Below are 18,891 nucleotides of genomic sequence, written 5' to 3' on the forward strand. Positions count from 1 at the left end.
AGACCCGGAAGCGTTGCGTCAGCCAGTGGGGGAGTGATGAGTTACTATAACGAGATGTACGAGGGCGACACCGTCCGCGACCCCTATGCCCGCCTGCGGGAATGGGTCGAGACCATGCCCGACGATTTCCGCCAGATGAAGCAGGCCGAAGCCGAGGCGCTGTTCCGGCGCATCGGCATCACCTTCGCCGTCTATGGCGAGGGGGGCGACCCGGACCGGCTGATCCCCTTCGACATGATGCCCCGCGTGTTCGAGCAGGCCGAGTGGCGCCGCCTGGAACGCGGCATCAAGCAGCGCGCCCGCGCGCTGAACGCCTTCCTGCGCGACGTCTATGGCCGCGGAGAGATCATCCGCGCCGGGCGCATCCCCGCCCGCCTGGTCTATCAGAACGAGGCATTCGAGAAGTCGGTGGTGGGGTTCGTGCCCCCACGCGGCATCTATTCCCACATCATCGGCATCGACCTGGTCCGCACCGCCAAGGACGAGTTCTATGTGCTGGAGGACAACTGCCGCACGCCGTCGGGCGTCAGCTACATGCTGGAGAACCGCGAGATCATGATGCGCATGTTCCCGGCCCTGTTCCGCGGCAACCGCATCGAACCTGTCGACCAGTATCCCGACCTTCTGCGCCGCACGCTGGAATCGGTGGCGCCCGCGAAATGCAGCGACCGGCCGACCTGCGTGATCCTGACGCCGGGCCATTACAACAGCGCCTATTACGAACACAGCTTTCTGGCCAACCTGATGGGGGTCGAGCTGGTCGAGGGGCAGGATCTGTTCGTGGATGGCGAATTCTGCTACATGCGCACGACCACCGGGCCCAAGCGCGTGGACGTGATCTATCGCCGGATCGACGACCCCTATCTGGACCCGCTGTGCTTCCGCCCCGATTCGATGCTGGGCATTCCGGGGCTGATGGACGTGTACCGGTCTGGCGGCGTGTCGATCTGTTCGGCCCCCGGCGCGGGCGTGGCCGATGACAAGGCGATCTACACCTTCGTCCCCGAGATGGTGCGCTTCTATCTGGGAGAGGAGCCGATCCTGAACAACGTCCAGACCTGGACGCTGTGGAAGGACGACGACTACCGCTATGTGATGGAGCATCTGCCCGAACTGGTCGTCAAGGAGGTCCACGGATCGGGCGGCTACGGCATGCTGGTCGGTCCCAAGTCGACCAGGGAGGAGATCGAGGCCTTCCGCGCCAAGATCCAGGCCAATCCGTCGAACTACATCGCCCAGCCCACGCTGGCACTGTCGACCTGCCCGACCTTCGTGGACGAGGGCATCGCGCCGCGCCACGTGGACCTGCGCCCCTATTGCCTGTGCGGCGACCGGATCGAGCTGGTGCCGGGCGGGCTGACGCGCGTCGCGCTGCGCGAGGGGTCGCTGGTGGTGAACTCGTCCCAGGGCGGGGGTGTCAAGGACACCTGGGTGTTGTCGGAATGAGGGGACGTAACACGATGCTCAGCCGCACCGCCTCGAACCTGTTCTGGATGGGCCGCCATCTGGAACGTGCCGAAACCGCCGCGCGCCTGCTGGACGTGGGACAGCGCATCACGCTGCTTCCCAACACCGAGGCCGGGTACCAGAACGAATGGAACTCGCTGCTGCAGGCCTCGGGCAGTTCGGACCTGTTCGCGCAGAAATACGGTGAGATCACCCAGGAGAACATCGAGGAGTTCATCTTCTTCGACCGCGCCAACCCGTCATCGGTGGCCAGCTGCCTTGAAAAGGCGCGCGAGGCCGGTCGGATCGTGCGCACCGCGCTGACCAGCCAGGTCTGGGACGCGCTGAACGTGGCCTTCCAGGAGCTGCGCCGGATCGAACGCCAGCCGCGTGCAAAGCTGGACACCGCAGGGCTGACCGATTTCACCACCGGCCACACCTCGACCGTGCGCGGCGCGATCAACGCGACGCAGCTGAGGAACGACGGCTGGCACTTCATGAACCTGGGATACGGGCTGGAACGCGCCGACGCGACCGCGCGCCTGCTGGACGTCAAGTATTTCGTCCTGCTGCCGCGGATCGAGTTCGTGGGATCGGGGCTGGACACCTATCAATGGCAGGTGATCCTGCGCGCGCTGTCGGCGCACCGGGCCTATCACTGGGCCTATGGCGGCGACATCACCGCGGGCCAGGTGGCCGATTTCCTGATCCTGAACGGGGAAAGCCCCCGCGCGCTGATCACGTCGTTGTATGAGACCGTGTGGCACCTTGAAGGGCTGGCGCGGCGCTATGGCGACGGGGTGCCGACCAGCGCCCGCGACAAGGCGCGTGAGGTTCTGGCAGCCCTGCAGGCACGCGACATCGAGATGATCTTCGACGAGGGGCTGCACGAGTTCCTCAGCTGGTTCATCCTGGAACTGTCCGAGATTTCCAACCTGGTGCACCAGGATTACCTGCTTGGAGGGGTGTGACCCATGCGCCTGAAGATCTCTCACGAGACGGTCTATCGCTATGGCCAGCCGATCCGGAACCTGGTGCAGAGCCTGCGCCTGACGCCGTCGGTGTTCGAGGGGCAGAAGACCCATGAATGGCAGGTCGACGTGTCGGGCGGCGTCAAGGGGCCGGGGTTCCGCGACGGTGCCGGCGACTGGATCGAGGGTTGGACCGTGCGCGGTCCGGTCGATCATGTGACCGTGCGCATCAGCGGACGCATCGACACCCGCGACACGGCAGGCGTCCTGCGCGGCCACCGCGAGATGATCCACCCGCTGACCTATCTGCGCGACAGTCCCGCCACGCGCCCCGACGACGCGCTGCGCGATCTGGCGCAGTCGGTCGAGGGCACCGACCGGCTGGACCTGGCGCATCAGCTGTCGATGTCGGTCAGCGACCGGATCGCGTTCCGCCCCGGCGTGACCCATACCGGCACGACCGCATCCGAGGCCCTGGCCTTGGGAGAAGGCGTCTGCCAGGACCACACCCACGCCCTGACCGCCATCGCCCGCCTGCGCGGCCTGCCGGCGCGCTATGTGTCGGGCTATCTGCATTCGACCATCGACGGGCAGGCCCATGACGCGGCCCATGCCTGGGCCGAGATCCATGTCGAGGGGTTGGGATGGGTCGGATTCGACGCCGCCAACCGCTGTTGCCCGGACGAACGCTATGTCCGTCTGGGGTCGGGCCTGGACGCGGCGGACGCGGCCCCGATCCGGGGCGTTGCCCTGGGCACCGGCTCCGAGGACATGGATGTCAGCGTCCGGGTCGAGGAGATGGCCCAGTAGGAACCGGGGGCAGCACCCCCGGTCCACCTGTCGTCACAGGGTGATGCGATAGCGGGCAAAGCCTTCGGGCGCATCGCCCGCCGGTTCGATGGTCAGGGCGGTCACGTCCTGCAGATAGGCCGCGGCCCCCGGCCCCGTGTCGAACAGCACCGTCGCGCCGTCCAGCGCCGCGAACGACCAGTTGCCATCCGCCGACGGGTTGATCGTCCCCTGGTCCAGGATATAGCGGACGATCACGTCGCGGTTGGTGTCCGGCCCCTCGAACACCACGGTCGAGCCATCCGCGCCGGGGAACGACCCGCCGCCGGTGGCGCGATAGTTGTTGGTGGCAATGATGAACTCGGCCGCCGGATCGACCGGCTGCCCGTCGATGGCCAGATCGACGATGCGGTTCGCGTCCGCGTTGGCCAGCGCCCCGTCGGCGTCGAACCGCGAGGGCTGCGACAGGTCGATCCGATAGGTCACCCCGTCGATCACGTCGAAGTTGTAGCTGCGGAAGTCGGGGTTCAGCAGCATCTGGTCCGCTTGCCCCGGTTCGATCCGGTTGAAGGCCCCGGCGCTGCGCTCCAGCCAGTCCTTGACCTGCGCGCCGGTCACGCGCACGGCGCGGATGGTGTTGGGATACAGATACAGGTCGGCCACGTTGCGGATGGCGATGTCGCCCGGCGGCACGTCGGTGAAGTAATCGGGCCCGCCCCGCCCGCCCGCCTTGAAGGGCGCCGCCGCCGACAGGATGGGCAGCCCCTCGTGCTCGGTCCCGGCCAGCATCTGCGCGATGTACCAGCTTTGCGCGTTCGACACGATCTGGACCGAAGGATCATCCGCCACCATCGCGAAATAGCTGTAGAGCGCGGCGCTGGTCTGGCCGACGGGTCGGCGGACATAATCCAGCGTCTGCTGGTGTTCGGTGGCGGTCGCCTCCTCGATGGCGGGTACGCTCTCGACCAGGGGGGTCACCACGCCCTCGTCGTCGCGCTGATAGATCGGGCGCGCCTCGACCTGGTGGCTGACGATGGTCCAGCCGTCGCCCTGCCGCTCCAGCAGCAGATCGACCAGGCCCATATGCGACCCCCAGAACCCGGCCATCACCGCGGGCTTGCCGCCGATCGTGCCGGCCGCGGCATCCACCCCGGCCACGCCGTCGTAGTCGGGGCCGGGAAAGACCGAATGCGAATGCCCGGTGAGGATGACGTCGATGCCGTCGATGGCCGCCAGCGGAATGGCCGCGTTCTCCATCCCCGGTTCAGCGGTCCGCCCGCCGATGCCGCAATGGGCCAGCGCCACGACCAGGTCCACCCCCTCGGCACGCAGCTTGGGCACCCAGGCCTGGGCCGCCTCGACGATGTCGCGGACGGTGACCTGCCCCTCCAGATGCGCGCGGTCCCATTGCATGATCTGCGGCGGCACGAAGCCGATGATGCCGATGCGGATCGGATGAGTGGCGCCCGCCCCGTCGGTCAGGTCCCGGTCGATCACCGCATAGGGCGGCACCAGGGTCCGGTCCTGGTCCGGGGTGGCGCCGGCCTCGGTCACCACGTTGGCGCAGACGACGGGATAGCCCGCGCCCGCCAGGCTGGCGCCCAGGAACTCCAGCCCATAGTTGAATTCGTGGTTGCCCAGGGTCCCGCCGTCATAGCCCAGGGCGTTCATCCCCTGGATCACCGGGTGGGTCGCATCCCCCTCCATCCCGCGCTCATAGGCGATGAAATCGCCCATCGGGTTGCCCTGCAGGAAATCGCCGTTGTCGAACAGCAGCGCGTTCGTGGCCTCGGCCCGCACGGCACCGACCAGGGCCGCGGTCCGCGCCAGGCCTAGGGTGTCGGTCGCCGTGTCCGCGTAATAGTCGTAGGGCCAGACATGCGCGTGCAGGTCCGTCGTTTCCATGATGCGCAGATGCGCCTGCCCCGCCTCGGCCCGTGCGGAATAGGGATGCAGCGCGACCAGCGCCAGGCCGGCCACCCCCGATGTCAGGAAACCGCGGCGGCTGAGGGCAAGAGGATGGGTCATCATGTTCGTCCTTGGGTGGTGGAACCTGCACGATGTGCGATTCGGCGCGCCAAGGCGACCCAAAGTTTCATGACGCGACCCGCAAACGAGCGATTGCAGCCCACGCCCCCCGGTCCTAGTCTGCCCTGCGGAATGCAACGGAAAGATGTGCCGGTGACCTATTGCGTCGGACTGAAACTGGATGCCGGGCTTGTGCTGCTGTCGGATACCCGCACGAATGCCGGGCTGGACAATATCTCGTGCTATCGCAAGATGTTCTTCTTCGAGGCGCCGGGCGAACGCATCATCGCGATCATGACCGCCGGGTCGCTGTCCGTGACCCAGACCACCATCGCCCGCCTGGAGGAGGCGATCGAGGACGAGCTGGCAGACGACACGACCTCGATCCTCAAGGCGCCGACCATGCTGCGCGTGGCCACGATCATCGGCGACACGCTGTGCCGCACCCGGCGCGAGATCGCCGAACAGTGCCGCGACCTCAAGCAGCAGGCATCCGCCAGCATGATCGTCGCGGGACAGCGCAAGGGCGGCGACATGCGCCTGTTCCTGATCTATCCCGAAGGCAACTTCATCGAGGCGACCGAGGACACGCCCTTCCTGCAGATCGGAGAGCACAAGTACGGCAAGCCGATCCTGGACCGGGTGGTCACCCCCGCGACCAGCTTGGCCGACGCGCAGAAGGCCGTGCTGCTATCGATGGATTCGACGCTGCGGTCGAACCTGTCGGTGGGGATGCCGCTGGACCTGGCGGTGATCGGCGCCGATGCCTGTGCGGTCACCACGCGCCGCCGCATCCTGGATGGCGATCCGGACTTCATGCAGATGAGCGCGGCCTGGTCCGCGGCGCTGCGCGACAGCTTCGTCAAGGTCAGCATCTGACCCGCAGCTGTTAGCGCAAGCCGGACCGCATCCGCGTTGAAGCAGTCCTGCCAAGCCGTTAAGCAGTCCCCAGCATCATCTTCGGGGGACATCATGACCGACAAGACCAGCCGCAGCCGCATCACCCCCGAAGAGGCGCTGGCCTATCATCTGGAACCGAGGCCGGGCAAATACGACATCACGCCCTCGACCCCCATGACCACGCAGCGCGACCTGTCGCTGGCCTATTCGCCGGGCGTCGCGGTGCCCGTCCAGGCCATCGCTGACCGCCCCGAAACCGCCTACGACTATACCACCAAGGGCAACATGGTGGCGGTGATCTCGAATGGGACGGCGATCCTGGGGATGGGCAATCTGGGCGCGCTGGCCTCCAAGCCGGTGATGGAGGGCAAGGCGGTTCTGTTCAAGCGCTTTGCCGACGTGAACGCCATCGACCTGGAGCTGGACACCGAGGACGCGGACGAATTCATCAACGCCGTCAAGCTGATGGGCCCGACCTTCGGGGGCATCAACCTGGAGGACATCAAGGCGCCGGAATGCTTCATCATCGAACAGCGCCTGAAGGAGCTGATGGACATCCCGGTCTTCCACGACGACCAGCACGGCACCGCGGTGATCTGCGCCGCAGGCCTGCTGAACGCGCTGGAGCTGTCGGGCAAGAAGATCGAGGATGTGCGGATCGTCCTGAACGGCGCGGGTGCGGCGGGCATCGCCTGTCTGGAACTGCTGAAGTCGATGGGCGCGCGGCATGACAACTGCATCATGTGCGACACCAAGGGCGTCATCTATCAGGGCCGGACCGAGGGCATGAACCAGTGGAAATCGGCCCATGCGGTCGTGACCACCGCCCGCACGCTGGAGGAGGCCATGAAAGGCGCAGACGTCTTCCTGGGCGTCAGCGCCAAGGGGGCGGTGACCCAGGACATGGTCGTCAGCATGGCCGACAACCCGGTGATCTTCGCCATGGCGAATCCCGACCCCGAGATCACGCCCGAGGATGCGCATGCCGTCCGCCCCGACGCGATCGTGGCCACCGGCCGCAGCGACTATCCGAACCAGGTGAACAACGTCCTGGGGTTCCCGTACCTGTTCCGCGGCGCGCTGGACATCCACGCCCGCGCCATCAACGACGAGATGAAGATCGCCTGCGCCGAGGCCCTGGCCCGCCTGGCGCGCGAGGATGTCCCCGACGAGGTCGCCGTCGCCTATGGCCGCAAGCTGCAGTTCGGGCGCGACTACATCATCCCGACGCCCTTCGATCCGCGGCTGATCCACGTGATCCCGCCCGCGGTCGCCCGCGCCGGGATGGACACGGGCGTCGCGCGGCGCCCGATCATCGACATGGATGGCTATGTCCAGACGCTGAAGAACAGGATGGACCCGACGGCCGCGATCCTGCAGGGCATCCATGCCCGCGCGCGGCAGGCCCAGGCCCGGATGATCTTTGCCGAGGGCGACGATCCGCGCGTGCTGCGCGCCGCCGTCGCATGGCAGCGCACCGGCATGGGCCAGTCCCTGGTCGTGGGCCGCGAGGCCGAGGTCAAGGCCGAGCTGGAGGCCCTGGGCATGGGCGACGCCTTCCGAGAGATCAGCGTCGTGAACGCCGCCAACACCCGGCATTTGGACAGCTATCACGAGTTCCTGTACCAGCGCCTGCAACGGAAGGGCGTCGACCGCGAGGACGCGTTCAAGCTGGCCAACCGCGACCGCCACATCTTTGCGGCGCTGATGCTGGCGCATGGGCATGGCGACGGGTTGGTGACCGGCGCCACGCGCAAGAACGCACCGGTGCTGGCGCAGATCGGCCATGTCTTCGACGTGCGCCCGCAGGACGGGGCGGTGGGGATCACCGCCGTGCTGCACCGCGGCCGGATCGTGCTGATCGGCGACACGCTGGTCCATGAATGGCCCGAACCCGAGGATCTGGCCGACATCGCCGCCCGCGGCGCCGCCGTCGCCCGCAACCTGGGGCTGGAGCCGCGCGTGGCCTTCCTGTCGTTTTCGAACTTCGGCTATCCGGTCAGCGAACGCGCCATCAAGATGGCCGAGGCCGCCAAGGTCCTGGACCGCCGCGGCGCCGATTTCGAATACGAGGGCGAGATGACCGTGGACGTGGCGCTGAACATGGACGCGGCCGCACGCTATCCTTTCAGCCGCCTGACCGCGCCCGCGAACGTGCTGGTGGTGCCGGCGCGGCATTCGGCCTCGATTTCGGTCAAGCTCATGCAGGAGATGGCGGGCGCGACCGTCATTGGCCCGATCCTGACGGGCGTGGCGCGCCCGATCCAGATCTGTTCGACCAACTCGACCGTCAGCGACATCCTAAACATGGCCGCGATTGCCGCGGGCGGGGTCGGCGCGCAGGGCTGAGGGCGTACCGAAGGGGGTATTTGGGCAAAGGAGACGTTCAGGCGTCGCGGTCGAACTGGCGCTGCCGCTCCCGGAACCGGGCGCGGTCGGCGTCGGAGTATTCGTCGGCGCAGCGGTGGCAGCTGACGCCATCCTCAAATTCAGGGCGGGCGCGGTCCTCGGGTGCCAGGGGGCGGCGGCAGGCATGGCACAGACCGTGCCGCCCCTGCGCCAGCCCATGCGTCAGGCTGACCCGCTGGTCGAAGACGAAGCATTCGCCCTGCCAGGTGCTGTCCTTTTGGGGGACGTCCTCCAGGTATTTCAGGATGCCGCCCTGCAGGTGATAGACCTGATCGACGCCTTGCGAGATCAGGTAGTTGGTCGACTTCTCGCAGCGGATGCCGCCGGTGCAGAACATCGCGATCCGCTTGCCCTGGAATCGATGCGCGTTGTCGGTCCACCAGGCCGGAAAATCGCGAAAGCTTTTCGTGCCGGGGTCGACGGCGCCCTGAAAGGTGCCGATCTGGACCTCGTAATCGTTGCGGGTGTCGATCACGGCCACGTCGGGCGCGGCGATCAGCGCGTTCCAGTCGCGCGGTGCCACGTAATGGCCGGTGGTGGTGGCCGGGTCCATGTCGGGCTGGCCCATGGTCACGATCTCGGCCTTGAGCCGGACCTTCATGCGGGCGAAGGGGGGTGCGTCGGCGGCGCTCTCCTTCCAGTCCAGACCCGCGAAACCGGGCCAGCCGCGGATGTGGTCCAGGACCGCCAGGATGCCCGCGCGCGGGCCTGCGATGGTGCCATTCACGCCCTCGGGCGCCAGCAGCAGCGTGCCGCACAGGCCTTGCGCGCGGCACAGGTCCAGCAACGGTCCCTGCCGGGCCGCCGGATCGGCCAGGCGGGCAAAGTGATAGAGTGCGGCGACGGTGAGGGGGGTTTTGGGCAGCATGGGCGTGGCCTTATCGCGGCCACGCCCCTTGGCGCAAGATCAGAACGCAGACCCTAGAAGGTCAGGCCCAGGGCCAGGCCGCCCAGCAGATAGGTCAGGCCGGTGATCAGCAGGATGCCCACGACGTTCAGCACGAACCCGCCTTTGGCCATCTGGGCGATGGTAACGGTCCCGGTGCCGAACACGATGGCGTTGGGCGGCGTGCCCACCGGCAGCATGAAGGCGCAGGTCGCGGCCAGCGCCGCGGGGATCAGCAGTGTCATCGCATCGGCCCCGATGCCCAAGGCGACACCGCCCAGGATCGGGATGAAGGTTGCGGCGGTGGCGGTGTTCGACGTGATCTCGGTCAGGAAGAGGATGATCGTGACCACGGCCGCGACCAGCAGGATCGTCGGCAGCGAGCCCAGGCCTGTGACCTGCTGGCCGAACCAGCTGTCCAGCCCGGACGACGCCACGGCGGAGGCCAGCGACAGCCCGCCGCCGAACAGCAGAAGGACGCCCCAGGGCAGCCCGGCCTCGGCATCCTTCCAGTCCAGGACCATCTTGTCGCGGCCCTTGCCGGGCAGCAGGAACATGGCCAGGCCCGCGCCGATGGCGATGGCCGTGTCGTCCAGGTTGCCCAGCCAGGGTGCCGCGGCCTCGATCGCCGGGATCGAGGTCAGAAGGCCCGGCACGATCCACAGGAACGCCGCGCCCAGGAACACGGCCAGGACCATCTTCTCTCCCTGGCTGAGCGCGCCCAGATCGCGGACCTGATCCTCGATCATCTGCTTGCCGCCGGGGATCTCGGGCAGGTCGAACCGGTACAGGACGCGGGTCATCAGGAACCAGGCGATGAAGATGAAGATGAAGGCCAGCGGCGTGCCCAGGACCATCCATTCCAGAAAGCCGATGTTGCGGCCCAGCTCGTCCGAGGCATAGCCCGCGACGATGGCATTGGGCGGGCTGCCCAGCAGCGTGCCCAAGCCCCCCATCGACGCGGCCCAGGCGATCGACAGCACCAGGCAGACGCCGAAAGCGCTGATGTTGGGGTCCTTGACGACGTCGGTGATGGTGCCGCCGGCCTTCATCGCATCCTCGGCCGCGGCGCCGTCTTGGCGCGATCCGCGTTCGACCACCAGGGACAGCACGGACAGGCCGATGGGCAGCATCATCAGCGTGGTGGCGGTGTTGGACACCCACATCGACAGAAAGCCGGTTGCCAGCATCATGCCCAGGACGATCCGCCGGGGCGCCACACCCACCTTGCGCAGCGTCAGCAGCGCGATGCGCGTGTGCAGGTGCCATTTCTCCATCGCGATGGCGATCAGGAAGCCGCCCAGGAACAGGAACACGATCGACGACGCATAGGGCTGCGTCGCCTGGCCGACGGTCGTTTCCGTCAGCGCCGGGATCAGCACGATCGGCAGAAGCGCGGTGGCCGACAGCGGGATCGCCTCGGTCATCCACCAGATGGCCATCAGCGTGCCGACGGCGGCGACGATGCGTGCATCCTCGGACAGCCCCTCCTGTCCGCCCAGCAGCAGCCAGACGATGCCGGCCATCACCACCCCAAGCGCCCGCAGCACCCAGATCATCTGCGCAGAGCGGGTCGGGACCTCGTTCTCGTCATATTCACCGGGGTGGTGCAGATCGTCCTGTATCCCCATCGTGTCCTCCCTTTTCGTGCGACATCTTCTTGCGGTCAGGGTATGGTAAAACTGGGTCCGCGACCACCCTTGACGACCGGCCCCGCCCGGCGGTCTAGTGGCGCCGGACCGAAGCCAAGGCGGACCGGATGACCCAGGCCCTGATCGTGATCGACATGCAGCGCGACTTCTGCCCCGGCGGCCGGCTTGCCGTGGCGGGGGGCGACCAGATCGTGGCGCCGATCAACGCGATGATGGCCGATTTCGACGCGGTGATCCTGACGCAGGACTGGCATCCGGCCGACCATGCCAGCTTTGCCGACAACCACCCGGGCGCCGCCGCCTTTTCGATGACGCAGATGCCCTATGGCCCGCAGGTGCTGTGGCCCGCCCATTGCATGATCGGCACGCCGGGGGCGGAGTTCCACCCCGACCTGCAGGTGGACCGGGCCGATCTGGTGCTGCGCAAGGGGTTCCGCGCCGGCATCGACAGCTATTCCGCGTTCTTCGAGAACGACCGCACGACCGCCACCGGTCTTGCCGGCTATCTGCGCGACCGCGGCATCACCGACCTGACCCTTGTCGGGCTGGCCCATGATTTCTGCGTCGCGTGGAGCGCGATGGACGCCGCCCGCCTGGGCTTTGCCGCCCGCGTGGCGGAGGATGCGTGCCGTGCGATCGACCTGGATGGCAGCCTGGCCGCCGCGCGCGCGGCGATGCGCCAGGCGGGCGTCACGCTGGCCTGAGGGTTGCGCCCCCGCGCGGATCAAGGCACCAAGGGCGAAATGGTCAAGGAAACAGCGTCATGGCCGATATCGCCACGCGGGTCTACAATCACAAATGGAAGATCGACCCGATCGTCCGGTCGCTGATCGACACCGATTTCTACAAGCTGCTGATGTGCCAGTCGGTGTTCCGCAACAGCCCGGACACCACCGTCACCTTCAGTCTGATCAACCGCAGCAAGGACGTGCGCCTGGCCGACCTGATCGACGAGGGCGAGCTGCGCGAGCAGCTGGACCATGTGCGGTCGCTGTCCCTGACCCGCGGAGAGAGCACCTGGCTGCGCGGCAATACCTTCTATGGCAAGCGGCAGATGTTTCGCCCCGACTTCATGGAGTTCCTGGAGGGGCTGCGCTTGCCCGCCTATCACCTGGACAAGCGCGACGGCCAGTACGAGCTGACCTTCGAGGGCCCCTGGCCCCAGGTGATGCTGTGGGAGATCCCGGCTTTGTCGATCCTGATGGAGCTGCGGTCCCGCGCGGTCCTGAAGGACATGGGCCGGTTCGAGCTGCAGGTCCTCTATGCCCGCGCCATGACCCGCCTGTGGGAGAAGATCCAGGCCATGCGCGCCCTGCCCGACCTGCGCATCGCCGATTTTGGCACCCGCCGGCGGCACAGCTTCCTGTGGCAGGACTGGGCCGTGCAGGCGATGATCGAGGGGTTGGGCGACCGCTTCACCGGCACCTCGAACTGCCTGATCGCGCAGCGCCGCGACATCGAGGCGATCGGCACCAACGCGCATGAACTGCCCATGGTGCGCGCGGCCCTGGCCGATGGCGACGCGGCCCTGCGCCAGGCGCCGTATGACGTGCTGGCCGATTGGCACGAGGAGCATGACGGCAACCTGCGCATCATCCTGCCTGACACCTACGGCACCGAAGGGTTCCTGGCGGGCGCGCCGGACTGGCTGGCGGGCTGGACCGGCATCCGCATCGACAGCGGCGACCCGGCCACGGGCGCCGAGACCGCGATCCGCTGGTGGCAGTCGCGCGGAGAGGACCCGCGCGGCAAGCTGATCATCTTTTCCGACGGGCTGGACGTGGACAAGATCCTGGCCCTGCACCGTCAGTTCCATGGGCGCGTCAAGGTCAGCTTTGGCTGGGGCACGCTGCTGACGAACGATTTTCGCGGGCTGGTGCCGGGGGACGGGCTGGCGCCCTTCAGCCTGGTCTGCAAGGCGGTGGCGGCCGATGGGCGCCCGACCGTCAAGCTGTCGGACAACCCCGCCAAGGCCACCGGTCCCGCGGCCGAGATCGAACGCTACAAGCGCGTCTTCGGGGTGGGCGTCCAGCAGGCGCTGTCGGTCACGGTCTAGACCCCGGTCACCCACAGCACCAGCAGACAGGCCAGCGCCCCAAGCGATGCCGTGATCGGCAGCGTTACCAGCCAGGCGGCGGTGATGGTCACGACATGGCTGCGCCGCACCAGGATGCGGCGGCGCGTCTCGTCCGCGGGCAGGGCCTCGGACCGGCTGCCGCGGCGGCGGTCCAGCCATTCGCGCGCAAAGCCCACGCCGAAGATGCCGCCGACCGCCACATGGGTGGTCGATACCGGCAGGCCCAGGGCCGATGCGCCCAGCACCGTCACGGCGGTGGCCAGCGACACGCAGAAGGCGCGCCCCGCGTTCAGCTTGGTGATGCCGCTGCCCACCATGTGGACCAGGCGGCGCCCGAACAGCAGCGTGCCGGTGGCGATGGCAAGCCCTCCGCCCGCCAGCACCAGCACCGGGACCACGCCGATCGCGGTCGACATCCCCTGTCCGCGCAGGACCACCGACAGCGGTCCCGCGATGTTGCCCACGTCGTTGGCGCCATGGGCAAAGCCCAGGATCAGCACGGACATCACCAGCGCGGGGCGCAGCAGAGACTTGGTGCTTGGTTTACGCGGATGGCGCGCCAGTTCGCGCAGCACGCTGCGCCGCGTCAGCCACAGCGCGCCCGCCCCGGTCGGCGCGGCCGCCGCACAGGCGGCCAGTGGTCCCAGGTCCAGCAGCACCACGACATAGGCCGAAAACAGCGCCGCCATCAGGCCGACCAGCAGCGGCAGCCACAAAAGCGCCGCCCCGGCGCGGTCCGGCGCCTCGACCACCTTCAGGCGCAGCAGGATCAGCAGACCGCCGGCCAAGCCCCCCGCCACCACCGGCGTCACCATCCAGACAGATGCGATGATCGCCAGCGTCCCCCAAGCCACCGCCGACAGGCCCAGGGCCACCGCTCCCGCCCCCGCGATGCCACCCACGATGGAATGCGACGTGCTGACCGGCAGGCCGATGCCCGTGGCCAGGGTGATCCAGACCGCCGCCCCGATCAGCGCGGCGACCATCATCATCGGGGCGCGCCCGCCCTCGGCCAGGGGTGCCAGCTGGACGATGCCGCCCGCCAGACGGGCCGACACCGCGCCCCCGGCCAGCACCGCCCCCGCCACGCCCGCGACGGCGACCAGCGCCAGCCCGGGCAGCAGTCCGATGGCCCCCGCCCCGACCGCCGGACCCAGTGAGTTCGCGACGTCGTTCGCCCCGATCGCCACGCCCAGCCAGGCCGCGACCACCAGCCCCGCCCCGATGGCCAGCATGCCGGGCGCGGCACCCGACAGCGCCATGACCATCAGCAACCCGCCCACCAGCGCCAGCACCGCCAGCCCCAGCCGCCAGACGGGGCGGAAGGCATGCATCTGCGCGACCTCGGCATGGCCGATGCGGCCCAGATCCTTGTCCAGCGCGCGAAAGCCGGGGCGGTGCGTCATGCCGGCTCAGGCGGCATCGGGGCGGTCCAGACCGGCCAGGATCTGCTTGAGCCCCGGTTCGACCACCATGCGGGCGGCCTCGACCGGGGCGAACCAGCGACGCTTGCGCTGCCGGTCCTCGGGAAACCGGTCGGACACGCTGTCTACGGACAGCAGATAGACACGCATCTCGACCGGGACGGCATAGCCCTGGTCCTGCTGCTTTCTGTACCGGAAGCGGCCCAGTTCGGCCGGGCGGATGCGCCCGCGCACGCCGGCCTCCTCCCAGGCCTCCTGGGCTGCGGCGCCGGGAAGGGTGCGCCCCTCCATCGGCCAGCCCTTGGGAATGACCCAACGGCCCGTGTCGCGGCTGGTGATCAGCAGGACGTTGCCGCTGGCCGGGTCGCGGCAGATCGCGCCGACCTGCATCAGCACCGGCCGCCGCCCCAGCAGCAGATCGAGGGTCCTGCGCCAGACGCTCATTCGTCCTCCACCTTGCCGCGCAGGGACTTGACCTCTCCGCGCACCGACTTGGCCTTCAGGCGGCGGCGCTGGCTGCCCAGGGTGGGGCGGGTGGCGATGCGGCGCTTGGGCGCGACCAGGGCCTGGCGGATCAGGTCGGCCAGCCGTTCGCGGGCCAGTTCACGGTTTCGGGCCTGGCTGCGGGTTTCCTGGGACAGGATCAGGACGGCCCCGTCCTGCGTCCAGCGCCGCCCGGCCAGCCGCTGCAGCCGCCGCTTGACCGGGTCGGTCAGGCTGGGGGATGTCGCGGCCTCGAACCGCAGCTCGACCGCGGTCTCGACCTTGTTCACGTTCTGCCCGCCCGGTCCCTGAGACCGGGTGAACTGTTCGGACAGTTCCCATTCCTGGATGGCGATGGTTTCGGTGACATGCAGCATGACCTTCAGGATATGGCGCGATCCGGGGTCAGTTAAAGCGCAAACCGGTTAATACAGTGTAAATTCCGGCTGTCCTCAGATCAGGCGACAGGGTTCCTGTTCCGGCCAATGCGCGAAGGGCAGGACCGCGCCGTCCCTGCGGCTGACATCGACGCGGGACAGATCGACGGTCGCGCGCACCCATCCCGGTGCGTCCATCTCTCCTTCGGCGATGATCCCGGTCTCGGGCCAGAAACCGTCGGGCGGGCCATAGATCGCGGCGCGGCCCCGGTTCTCGTCCAGCGCGGGCATCCAGTCGCAGGGGCCGACGGTAGGCGCCTGGACCACGACGCACTGGCTTTCCAGCGCGCGGGCCATCGCGCCGATGCGCACCCGGCTGAACCCCGCGACCGTGTCGGTGCAGCTGGGCACCAGCAGGAGCTGCGCCCCGGCCTGCGCCAGTACCCGTCCCAGCAACGGAAACTCGCTGTCATAGCAGATGAGGATGCCGATCCGTCCCAAGGTCGTGTCGAAGATCCGCAGGCCGGGCGCGCCGGTGACATGCCATTCCTCGCGTTCGAACCGGGTCATGATCTGCTTGTCCTGGTGGCCGATCACCCCGTCGGGGCCATACAGCACCGCACGGTTGACCGGGCGCGCGCCGTCGAAGGCCGGCCCCGACGCGCCCAGGATGTGACAGCCGTGCCGCGCCGCAAGGTCCGCATGCAGCGCCCGGACTTGCGGGTCCAGCGCCGCCACGGCATGCAGGCTGGCCTCCAGATCGCCGGCGACCGCGCGCCCGGACAGGGATGCCAGCTCCATCGCGCCGTATTCGGGGAAGACCAACAGATCGGCATCAGCATCCGAGACCCACCGTGCCAGCTTGGCGGCATAGGCGTCGAAGCTGTCGAACCAGTCGATCGGATAGGCGGCGGCGGCGATCTTCACAGCGGTTTCATCCAGAATTGCAGGGTCTTTTCGGTCTCGGTGGCCTGGCCCAAGTCCTTCCAGGCGAACTGCGCAACGACGCCCGGCAGGGGCGCATAGCCGCGCTTGCGCCAGAACGCATCCAGCGGCCAGTACTCGGCCGGACGCATCGGGTGATCCGCGGGACGGATCACGCTGCAAAAGGCTGACCAGCGTGCGCCCAGGGCGCGGGCGTGATCCTCGCGCGCGTCGAAGAATGCATGGCCCAGCCCGTGCCCGCGATAGGCCCGCAGCAGCACCGATTCGGCACAATAGAAGATGTCGGACAGCGGTTCGGGACGATCCGCGAGTGCCGCGCCGAAATCGGCGGCGTGATCCGACATCGGCGCGCCCGTGGCCGCCCCCACGATCCGGTCCCCGTCCATCGCGGCGACCACGACTGCGCCGGGCGACTGGTAGGCGCGCAGATAGTCGCGTTCGTAATCGGCATCGCCGTCATACAGGTATGGCCAGTCGCGGAACACGTCGATGCGCAGGCGCGCCACGTCGGGCAGCGCCTCGGCCAGCGCATCGCCGGTCAGGACGCGGACCGCGACGCTCATGCGCCGACCTGGGCCATCCAGTCGGCCAGGTTGTAATAGGTGGTCACCCGCGCGATGCGGCCGTCGCGGATGGTGAAGAACGCGCCCGCAGGCAGGCGATAGGTCTGGCCGCGGGCCTCGGGCAGGCCGGGATCGGTCTTCAGATAGGCCCCGTTCACGACGAATTCCGCCGCCGCGCGGTCGCCCGCCTCGTTGGCCATGATGACCATGTCGGTCAGGTTTTCCCGATAGCTTTCGGTCATGTGGGCGTTGAATTCCGCGAACAGCGCGCGGCCGCGGCGGATCTTGCCCTCGTTCACGTGGTGCTCGACGTCGTCATGCAGCAGCGCCAGCATGTCGTCGGTGCGCCCCGCGTTGAAGGCGTCGTAATAGGCGGCGATCAGGGCCTTGGCATCCATCGGGGTCTCCTTGCTTTTGCGCAAGGCTAGCGTGCCGAACGCGCGCCGTCACCTGATCCCAAGGTCCGAGGGAACCAATCCGGCCCCGGCGGCCTTGAAAAACGGTTTGAACCTGTTAGCGCTGATGCAAACAGGAACCGGAGGACTTCATGGACAATCGCGATCAGCTGGGCAAGCGCGAGATCACCTGCTTCAAGGCGTATGACGTGCGCGGAGAGCTGGGCAAGAACCTGGATGCGGACGTCGCCTATCGCATCGGTCGCGCCTTTGCGCAGGCGCGCGGCGCCAAGCGCGTCGTCGTGGGTCGCGACAGCCGCGAATCCTCGCCCGAACTGGCCGCGGCGCTGATCGAGGGCCTGACCGACGGCGGCGCCGACGTGCTGGACCTGGGCCTGGCCGGCACCGAGGAGGTGTATTTCCACACCGGCAACCAGGACACCGATGGCGGCATCGAGGTCACGGCCTCGCACAATCCGATCAACTACAACGGCATGAAGATCGTGGGTCGCGGCTCGGCGCCGCTGGACCCGGCGACCGAACTGCCGCCCATCGTCGATCTGGCCACCAACGGCGAATTCGCCCCCACCACCACCAAGGGCAGCGTCACTGATTTCAGCCATGCCCGCGCCGAATACGCATCGCGCATGGCCGATTTCGTCGATGTGGCCGCGCTGCGCCCGATGAAGATCGTGGTGAATGCCGGCAACGGCACCGCGGGCCCTACCTTCGACGCGATCGCCGAGGAGCTGGAGCGTCGGGGCGCGCCGCTGACCTTCGTGCGGATGCACCACAACGTCGACAGCAGCTTTCCCAACGGCATCCCCAACCCTCTGCTGGACGAGAACCAGCCCCCCACCGTCGCGCGGATGAAGGAAGAAAAGGCCGACCTGGGCGTGGCCTGGGACGGCGATTTCGACCGCTGCTTCTTCTTCGACGAGAACGGGCGCTTCATTCCCGGGGAATACATCGTGGGCCTGCTGGGCGCGGCATTCCTGGAGAAGTCGCCCGGCGAGAAGATCGTCCATGACCCCCGCGTGATCATGAACACCCGTGCCATGATCGAAGAGGCCGGCGGCGAAGCCGTGGTGTCCAAGACCGGCCATGCCTTCATCAAGCGCAAGATGCGCGATGTCAGCGCGATCTATGGCGGAGAGATGTCGGCGCATCACTATTTCCGCGACTTCTACTATTGCGACAGCGGCATGATCCCGTGGCTGCTGATGATCGAACTGCTGTCGCGCAAGGGCATGACCCTGGCCGAGATGCTGGAAGAGCGGATGCGCCTGTATCCGTCGTCCGGAGAGACGAACTACACCATCTCGGACCCGGATGCGGCCATCGCGCGCCTGATCGAAACCTACGAGCCGCAGGCCGACAGCCGGGACGACCTGGACGGGGTTTCGCTGAACTTTGGCAAGTGGCGGTTCAACCTGCGCAAGTCGAACACCGAACCGGTGGTGCGCCTGAACGTCGAATCCGACGGCGACGCGGCGCTGGTGCGCGAAAAGCAGGCCGAACTGGCGGCGCTGCTGAAGGCGTGACG

General features: G+C 67.9%; 17 protein-coding genes. 8 read left to right on the forward strand and 9 right to left on the reverse strand.

Translation table 11 applies throughout. From position 1 onward, the window contains the following. Positions 1–36: 36 nt before the first annotated feature. The 3 genes from PRL19_RS03795 to PRL19_RS03805 are packed head-to-tail and all read left to right on the forward strand — an operon-like array spanning position 37 to position 3,227. Positions 37–1,446, forward strand: a complete 1,410-nt coding sequence (locus PRL19_RS03795; RefSeq protein WP_273743925.1) for a circularly permuted type 2 ATP-grasp protein — start codon at positions 37–39, stop codon at positions 1,444–1,446. A gap of 14 nt (positions 1,447–1,460) precedes the next feature. Further along, positions 1,461–2,417 (forward strand): alpha-E domain-containing protein, encoded by a 957-nt coding sequence (locus tag PRL19_RS03800; RefSeq protein ID WP_045982658.1) that lies wholly within the window; start codon positions 1,461–1,463, stop codon positions 2,415–2,417. Positions 2,418–2,420: 3 nt separating this feature from the next. Further along, positions 2,421–3,227: a transglutaminase family protein gene (locus tag PRL19_RS03805; protein ID WP_045982659.1), complete on the forward strand. Its 807-nt coding sequence runs from the start codon at positions 2,421–2,423 to the stop codon at positions 3,225–3,227. Positions 3,228–3,260: 33 nt separating this feature from the next. On the opposite strand, the gene PRL19_RS03810 is transcribed toward PRL19_RS03805, so the two are convergent. After that, the gene (locus PRL19_RS03810) at positions 3,261–5,234 is read right to left on the reverse strand and encodes a bifunctional 2',3'-cyclic-nucleotide 2'-phosphodiesterase/3'-nucleotidase (protein WP_420704420.1); all 1,974 of its coding nucleotides are present in this window, start codon (positions 5,232–5,234) and stop codon (positions 3,261–3,263) included. 153 nt (positions 5,235–5,387) lie between these two features. Between PRL19_RS03810 and PRL19_RS03815 the strand changes: the two genes are divergently transcribed. Beyond that, on the forward strand, positions 5,388–6,113 hold the full coding sequence (locus PRL19_RS03815; protein ID WP_045982660.1) for a proteasome-type protease: 726 nt from the start codon (positions 5,388–5,390) through the stop codon (positions 6,111–6,113). Between the two features lie 93 nt (positions 6,114–6,206). Then, positions 6,207–8,483, forward strand: coding sequence for an NADP-dependent malic enzyme (locus PRL19_RS03820; RefSeq protein ID WP_273743927.1), 2,277 nt, complete (start codon positions 6,207–6,209; stop codon positions 8,481–8,483). Positions 8,484–8,520: 37 nt separating this feature from the next. Here the strand turns inward: PRL19_RS03820 and trhO are convergent, their stop codons facing one another. Both trhO and PRL19_RS03830 read right to left on the reverse strand, forming a co-directional pair. After that, positions 8,521–9,411, reverse strand: coding sequence for an oxygen-dependent tRNA uridine(34) hydroxylase TrhO (gene trhO, locus PRL19_RS03825; RefSeq protein WP_273743928.1), 891 nt, complete (start codon positions 9,409–9,411; stop codon positions 8,521–8,523). Between the two features lie 53 nt (positions 9,412–9,464). Next, entirely contained in the window at positions 9,465–11,060 is a 1,596-nt protein-coding gene (locus PRL19_RS03830; protein ID WP_045982663.1) for an SLC13 family permease, read from the reverse strand. 128 nt (positions 11,061–11,188) lie between these two features. On the opposite strand from PRL19_RS03830, the gene pncA reads away from it, so the two are divergent. Together pncA and pncB are read left to right on the forward strand one after the other, a co-directional pair. Then, positions 11,189–11,785 carry a bifunctional nicotinamidase/pyrazinamidase gene (gene pncA / locus PRL19_RS03835; RefSeq protein WP_273743929.1) on the forward strand — a complete coding sequence of 199 codons (597 nt, stop codon included), beginning with the start codon at positions 11,189–11,191 and terminating at the stop codon, positions 11,783–11,785. Between the two features lie 59 nt (positions 11,786–11,844). Beyond that, complete coding sequence (pncB, locus tag PRL19_RS03840) at positions 11,845–13,137, forward strand: nicotinate phosphoribosyltransferase (protein ID WP_046000433.1); 1,293 nt, start codon at positions 11,845–11,847, stop codon at positions 13,135–13,137. Here pncB and PRL19_RS03845 read toward each other — a convergent pair. The 6 genes from PRL19_RS03845 to PRL19_RS03870 all read right to left on the reverse strand — a co-directional run bounded on the left by PRL19_RS03845 (position 13,134) and on the right by PRL19_RS03870 (position 17,348). After that, entirely contained in the window at positions 13,134–14,564 is a 1,431-nt protein-coding gene (locus PRL19_RS03845) for an inorganic phosphate transporter (RefSeq protein ID WP_127897473.1), read from the reverse strand. The two genes, pncB and PRL19_RS03845, sit on opposite strands and share 4 nt — an antisense overlap. A 6-nt stretch (positions 14,565–14,570) precedes the next feature. Beyond that, positions 14,571–15,026, reverse strand: a complete 456-nt coding sequence (locus PRL19_RS03850) for an NUDIX hydrolase (protein ID WP_045982667.1) — start codon at positions 15,024–15,026, stop codon at positions 14,571–14,573. Continuing rightward, positions 15,023–15,442, reverse strand: a complete 420-nt coding sequence (gene arfB / locus PRL19_RS03855) for an alternative ribosome rescue aminoacyl-tRNA hydrolase ArfB (RefSeq protein ID WP_127897474.1) — start codon at positions 15,440–15,442, stop codon at positions 15,023–15,025. The genes PRL19_RS03850 and arfB overlap by 4 nt, the downstream gene beginning before the upstream one ends. Positions 15,443–15,517: 75 nt before the next feature. Further along, complete coding sequence (locus PRL19_RS03860; RefSeq protein ID WP_127897475.1) at positions 15,518–16,369, reverse strand: carbon-nitrogen hydrolase family protein; 852 nt, start codon at positions 16,367–16,369, stop codon at positions 15,518–15,520. Further along, positions 16,366–16,950 (reverse strand): GNAT family N-acetyltransferase, encoded by a 585-nt coding sequence (locus PRL19_RS03865; RefSeq protein ID WP_273743932.1) that lies wholly within the window; start codon positions 16,948–16,950, stop codon positions 16,366–16,368. Before PRL19_RS03865 ends, PRL19_RS03860 begins: the two co-directional genes overlap by 4 nt. After that, positions 16,947–17,348 carry a ketosteroid isomerase-related protein gene (locus PRL19_RS03870; RefSeq protein WP_273743933.1) on the reverse strand — a complete coding sequence of 134 codons (402 nt, stop codon included), beginning with the start codon at positions 17,346–17,348 and terminating at the stop codon, positions 16,947–16,949. The genes PRL19_RS03865 and PRL19_RS03870 overlap by 4 nt, the downstream gene beginning before the upstream one ends. Positions 17,349–17,497: 149 nt before the next feature. On the opposite strand from PRL19_RS03870, the gene PRL19_RS03875 reads away from it, so the two are divergent. After that, positions 17,498–18,889, forward strand: a complete 1,392-nt coding sequence (locus PRL19_RS03875) for a phosphohexomutase domain-containing protein (RefSeq protein WP_273743934.1) — start codon at positions 17,498–17,500, stop codon at positions 18,887–18,889. Positions 18,890–18,891 lie beyond the last annotated feature (2 nt).

The sequence above is a fragment of the Paracoccus marcusii genome, assembly GCF_028621715.1.
Lineage (GTDB): Bacteria > Pseudomonadota > Alphaproteobacteria > Rhodobacterales > Rhodobacteraceae > Paracoccus > Paracoccus marcusii.

Coding starts and splice junctions, on each gene's coding strand:
- PRL19_RS03795 (WP_273743925.1), top strand. CDS start 37: ATGAGTTACTATAACGAGATGTACGAGGGCGACACCGTCCGCGACCCC.
- PRL19_RS03800 (WP_045982658.1), top strand. CDS start 1,461: ATGCTCAGCCGCACCGCCTCGAACCTGTTCTGGATGGGCCGCCATCTG.
- PRL19_RS03805 (WP_045982659.1), top strand. CDS start 2,421: ATGCGCCTGAAGATCTCTCACGAGACGGTCTATCGCTATGGCCAGCCG.
- PRL19_RS03810 (WP_420704420.1), bottom strand. CDS start 5,234: ATGACCCATCCTCTTGCCCTCAGCCGCCGCGGTTTCCTGACATCGGGG.
- PRL19_RS03820 (WP_273743927.1), top strand. CDS start 6,207: ATGACCGACAAGACCAGCCGCAGCCGCATCACCCCCGAAGAGGCGCTG.
- trhO (WP_273743928.1), bottom strand. CDS start 9,411: ATGCTGCCCAAAACCCCCCTCACCGTCGCCGCACTCTATCACTTTGCC.
- PRL19_RS03830 (WP_045982663.1), bottom strand. CDS start 11,060: ATGGGGATACAGGACGATCTGCACCACCCCGGTGAATATGACGAGAAC.
- pncA (WP_273743929.1), top strand. CDS start 11,189: ATGACCCAGGCCCTGATCGTGATCGACATGCAGCGCGACTTCTGCCCC.
- pncB (WP_046000433.1), top strand. CDS start 11,845: ATGGCCGATATCGCCACGCGGGTCTACAATCACAAATGGAAGATCGAC.
- PRL19_RS03845 (WP_127897473.1), bottom strand. CDS start 14,564: ATGACGCACCGCCCCGGCTTTCGCGCGCTGGACAAGGATCTGGGCCGC.
- PRL19_RS03850 (WP_045982667.1), bottom strand. CDS start 15,026: ATGAGCGTCTGGCGCAGGACCCTCGATCTGCTGCTGGGGCGGCGGCCG.
- arfB (WP_127897474.1), bottom strand. CDS start 15,442: ATGCTGCATGTCACCGAAACCATCGCCATCCAGGAATGGGAACTGTCC.
- PRL19_RS03865 (WP_273743932.1), bottom strand. CDS start 16,950: ATGAGCGTCGCGGTCCGCGTCCTGACCGGCGATGCGCTGGCCGAGGCG.
- PRL19_RS03870 (WP_273743933.1), bottom strand. CDS start 17,348: ATGGATGCCAAGGCCCTGATCGCCGCCTATTACGACGCCTTCAACGCG.
- PRL19_RS03875 (WP_273743934.1), top strand. CDS start 17,498: ATGGACAATCGCGATCAGCTGGGCAAGCGCGAGATCACCTGCTTCAAG.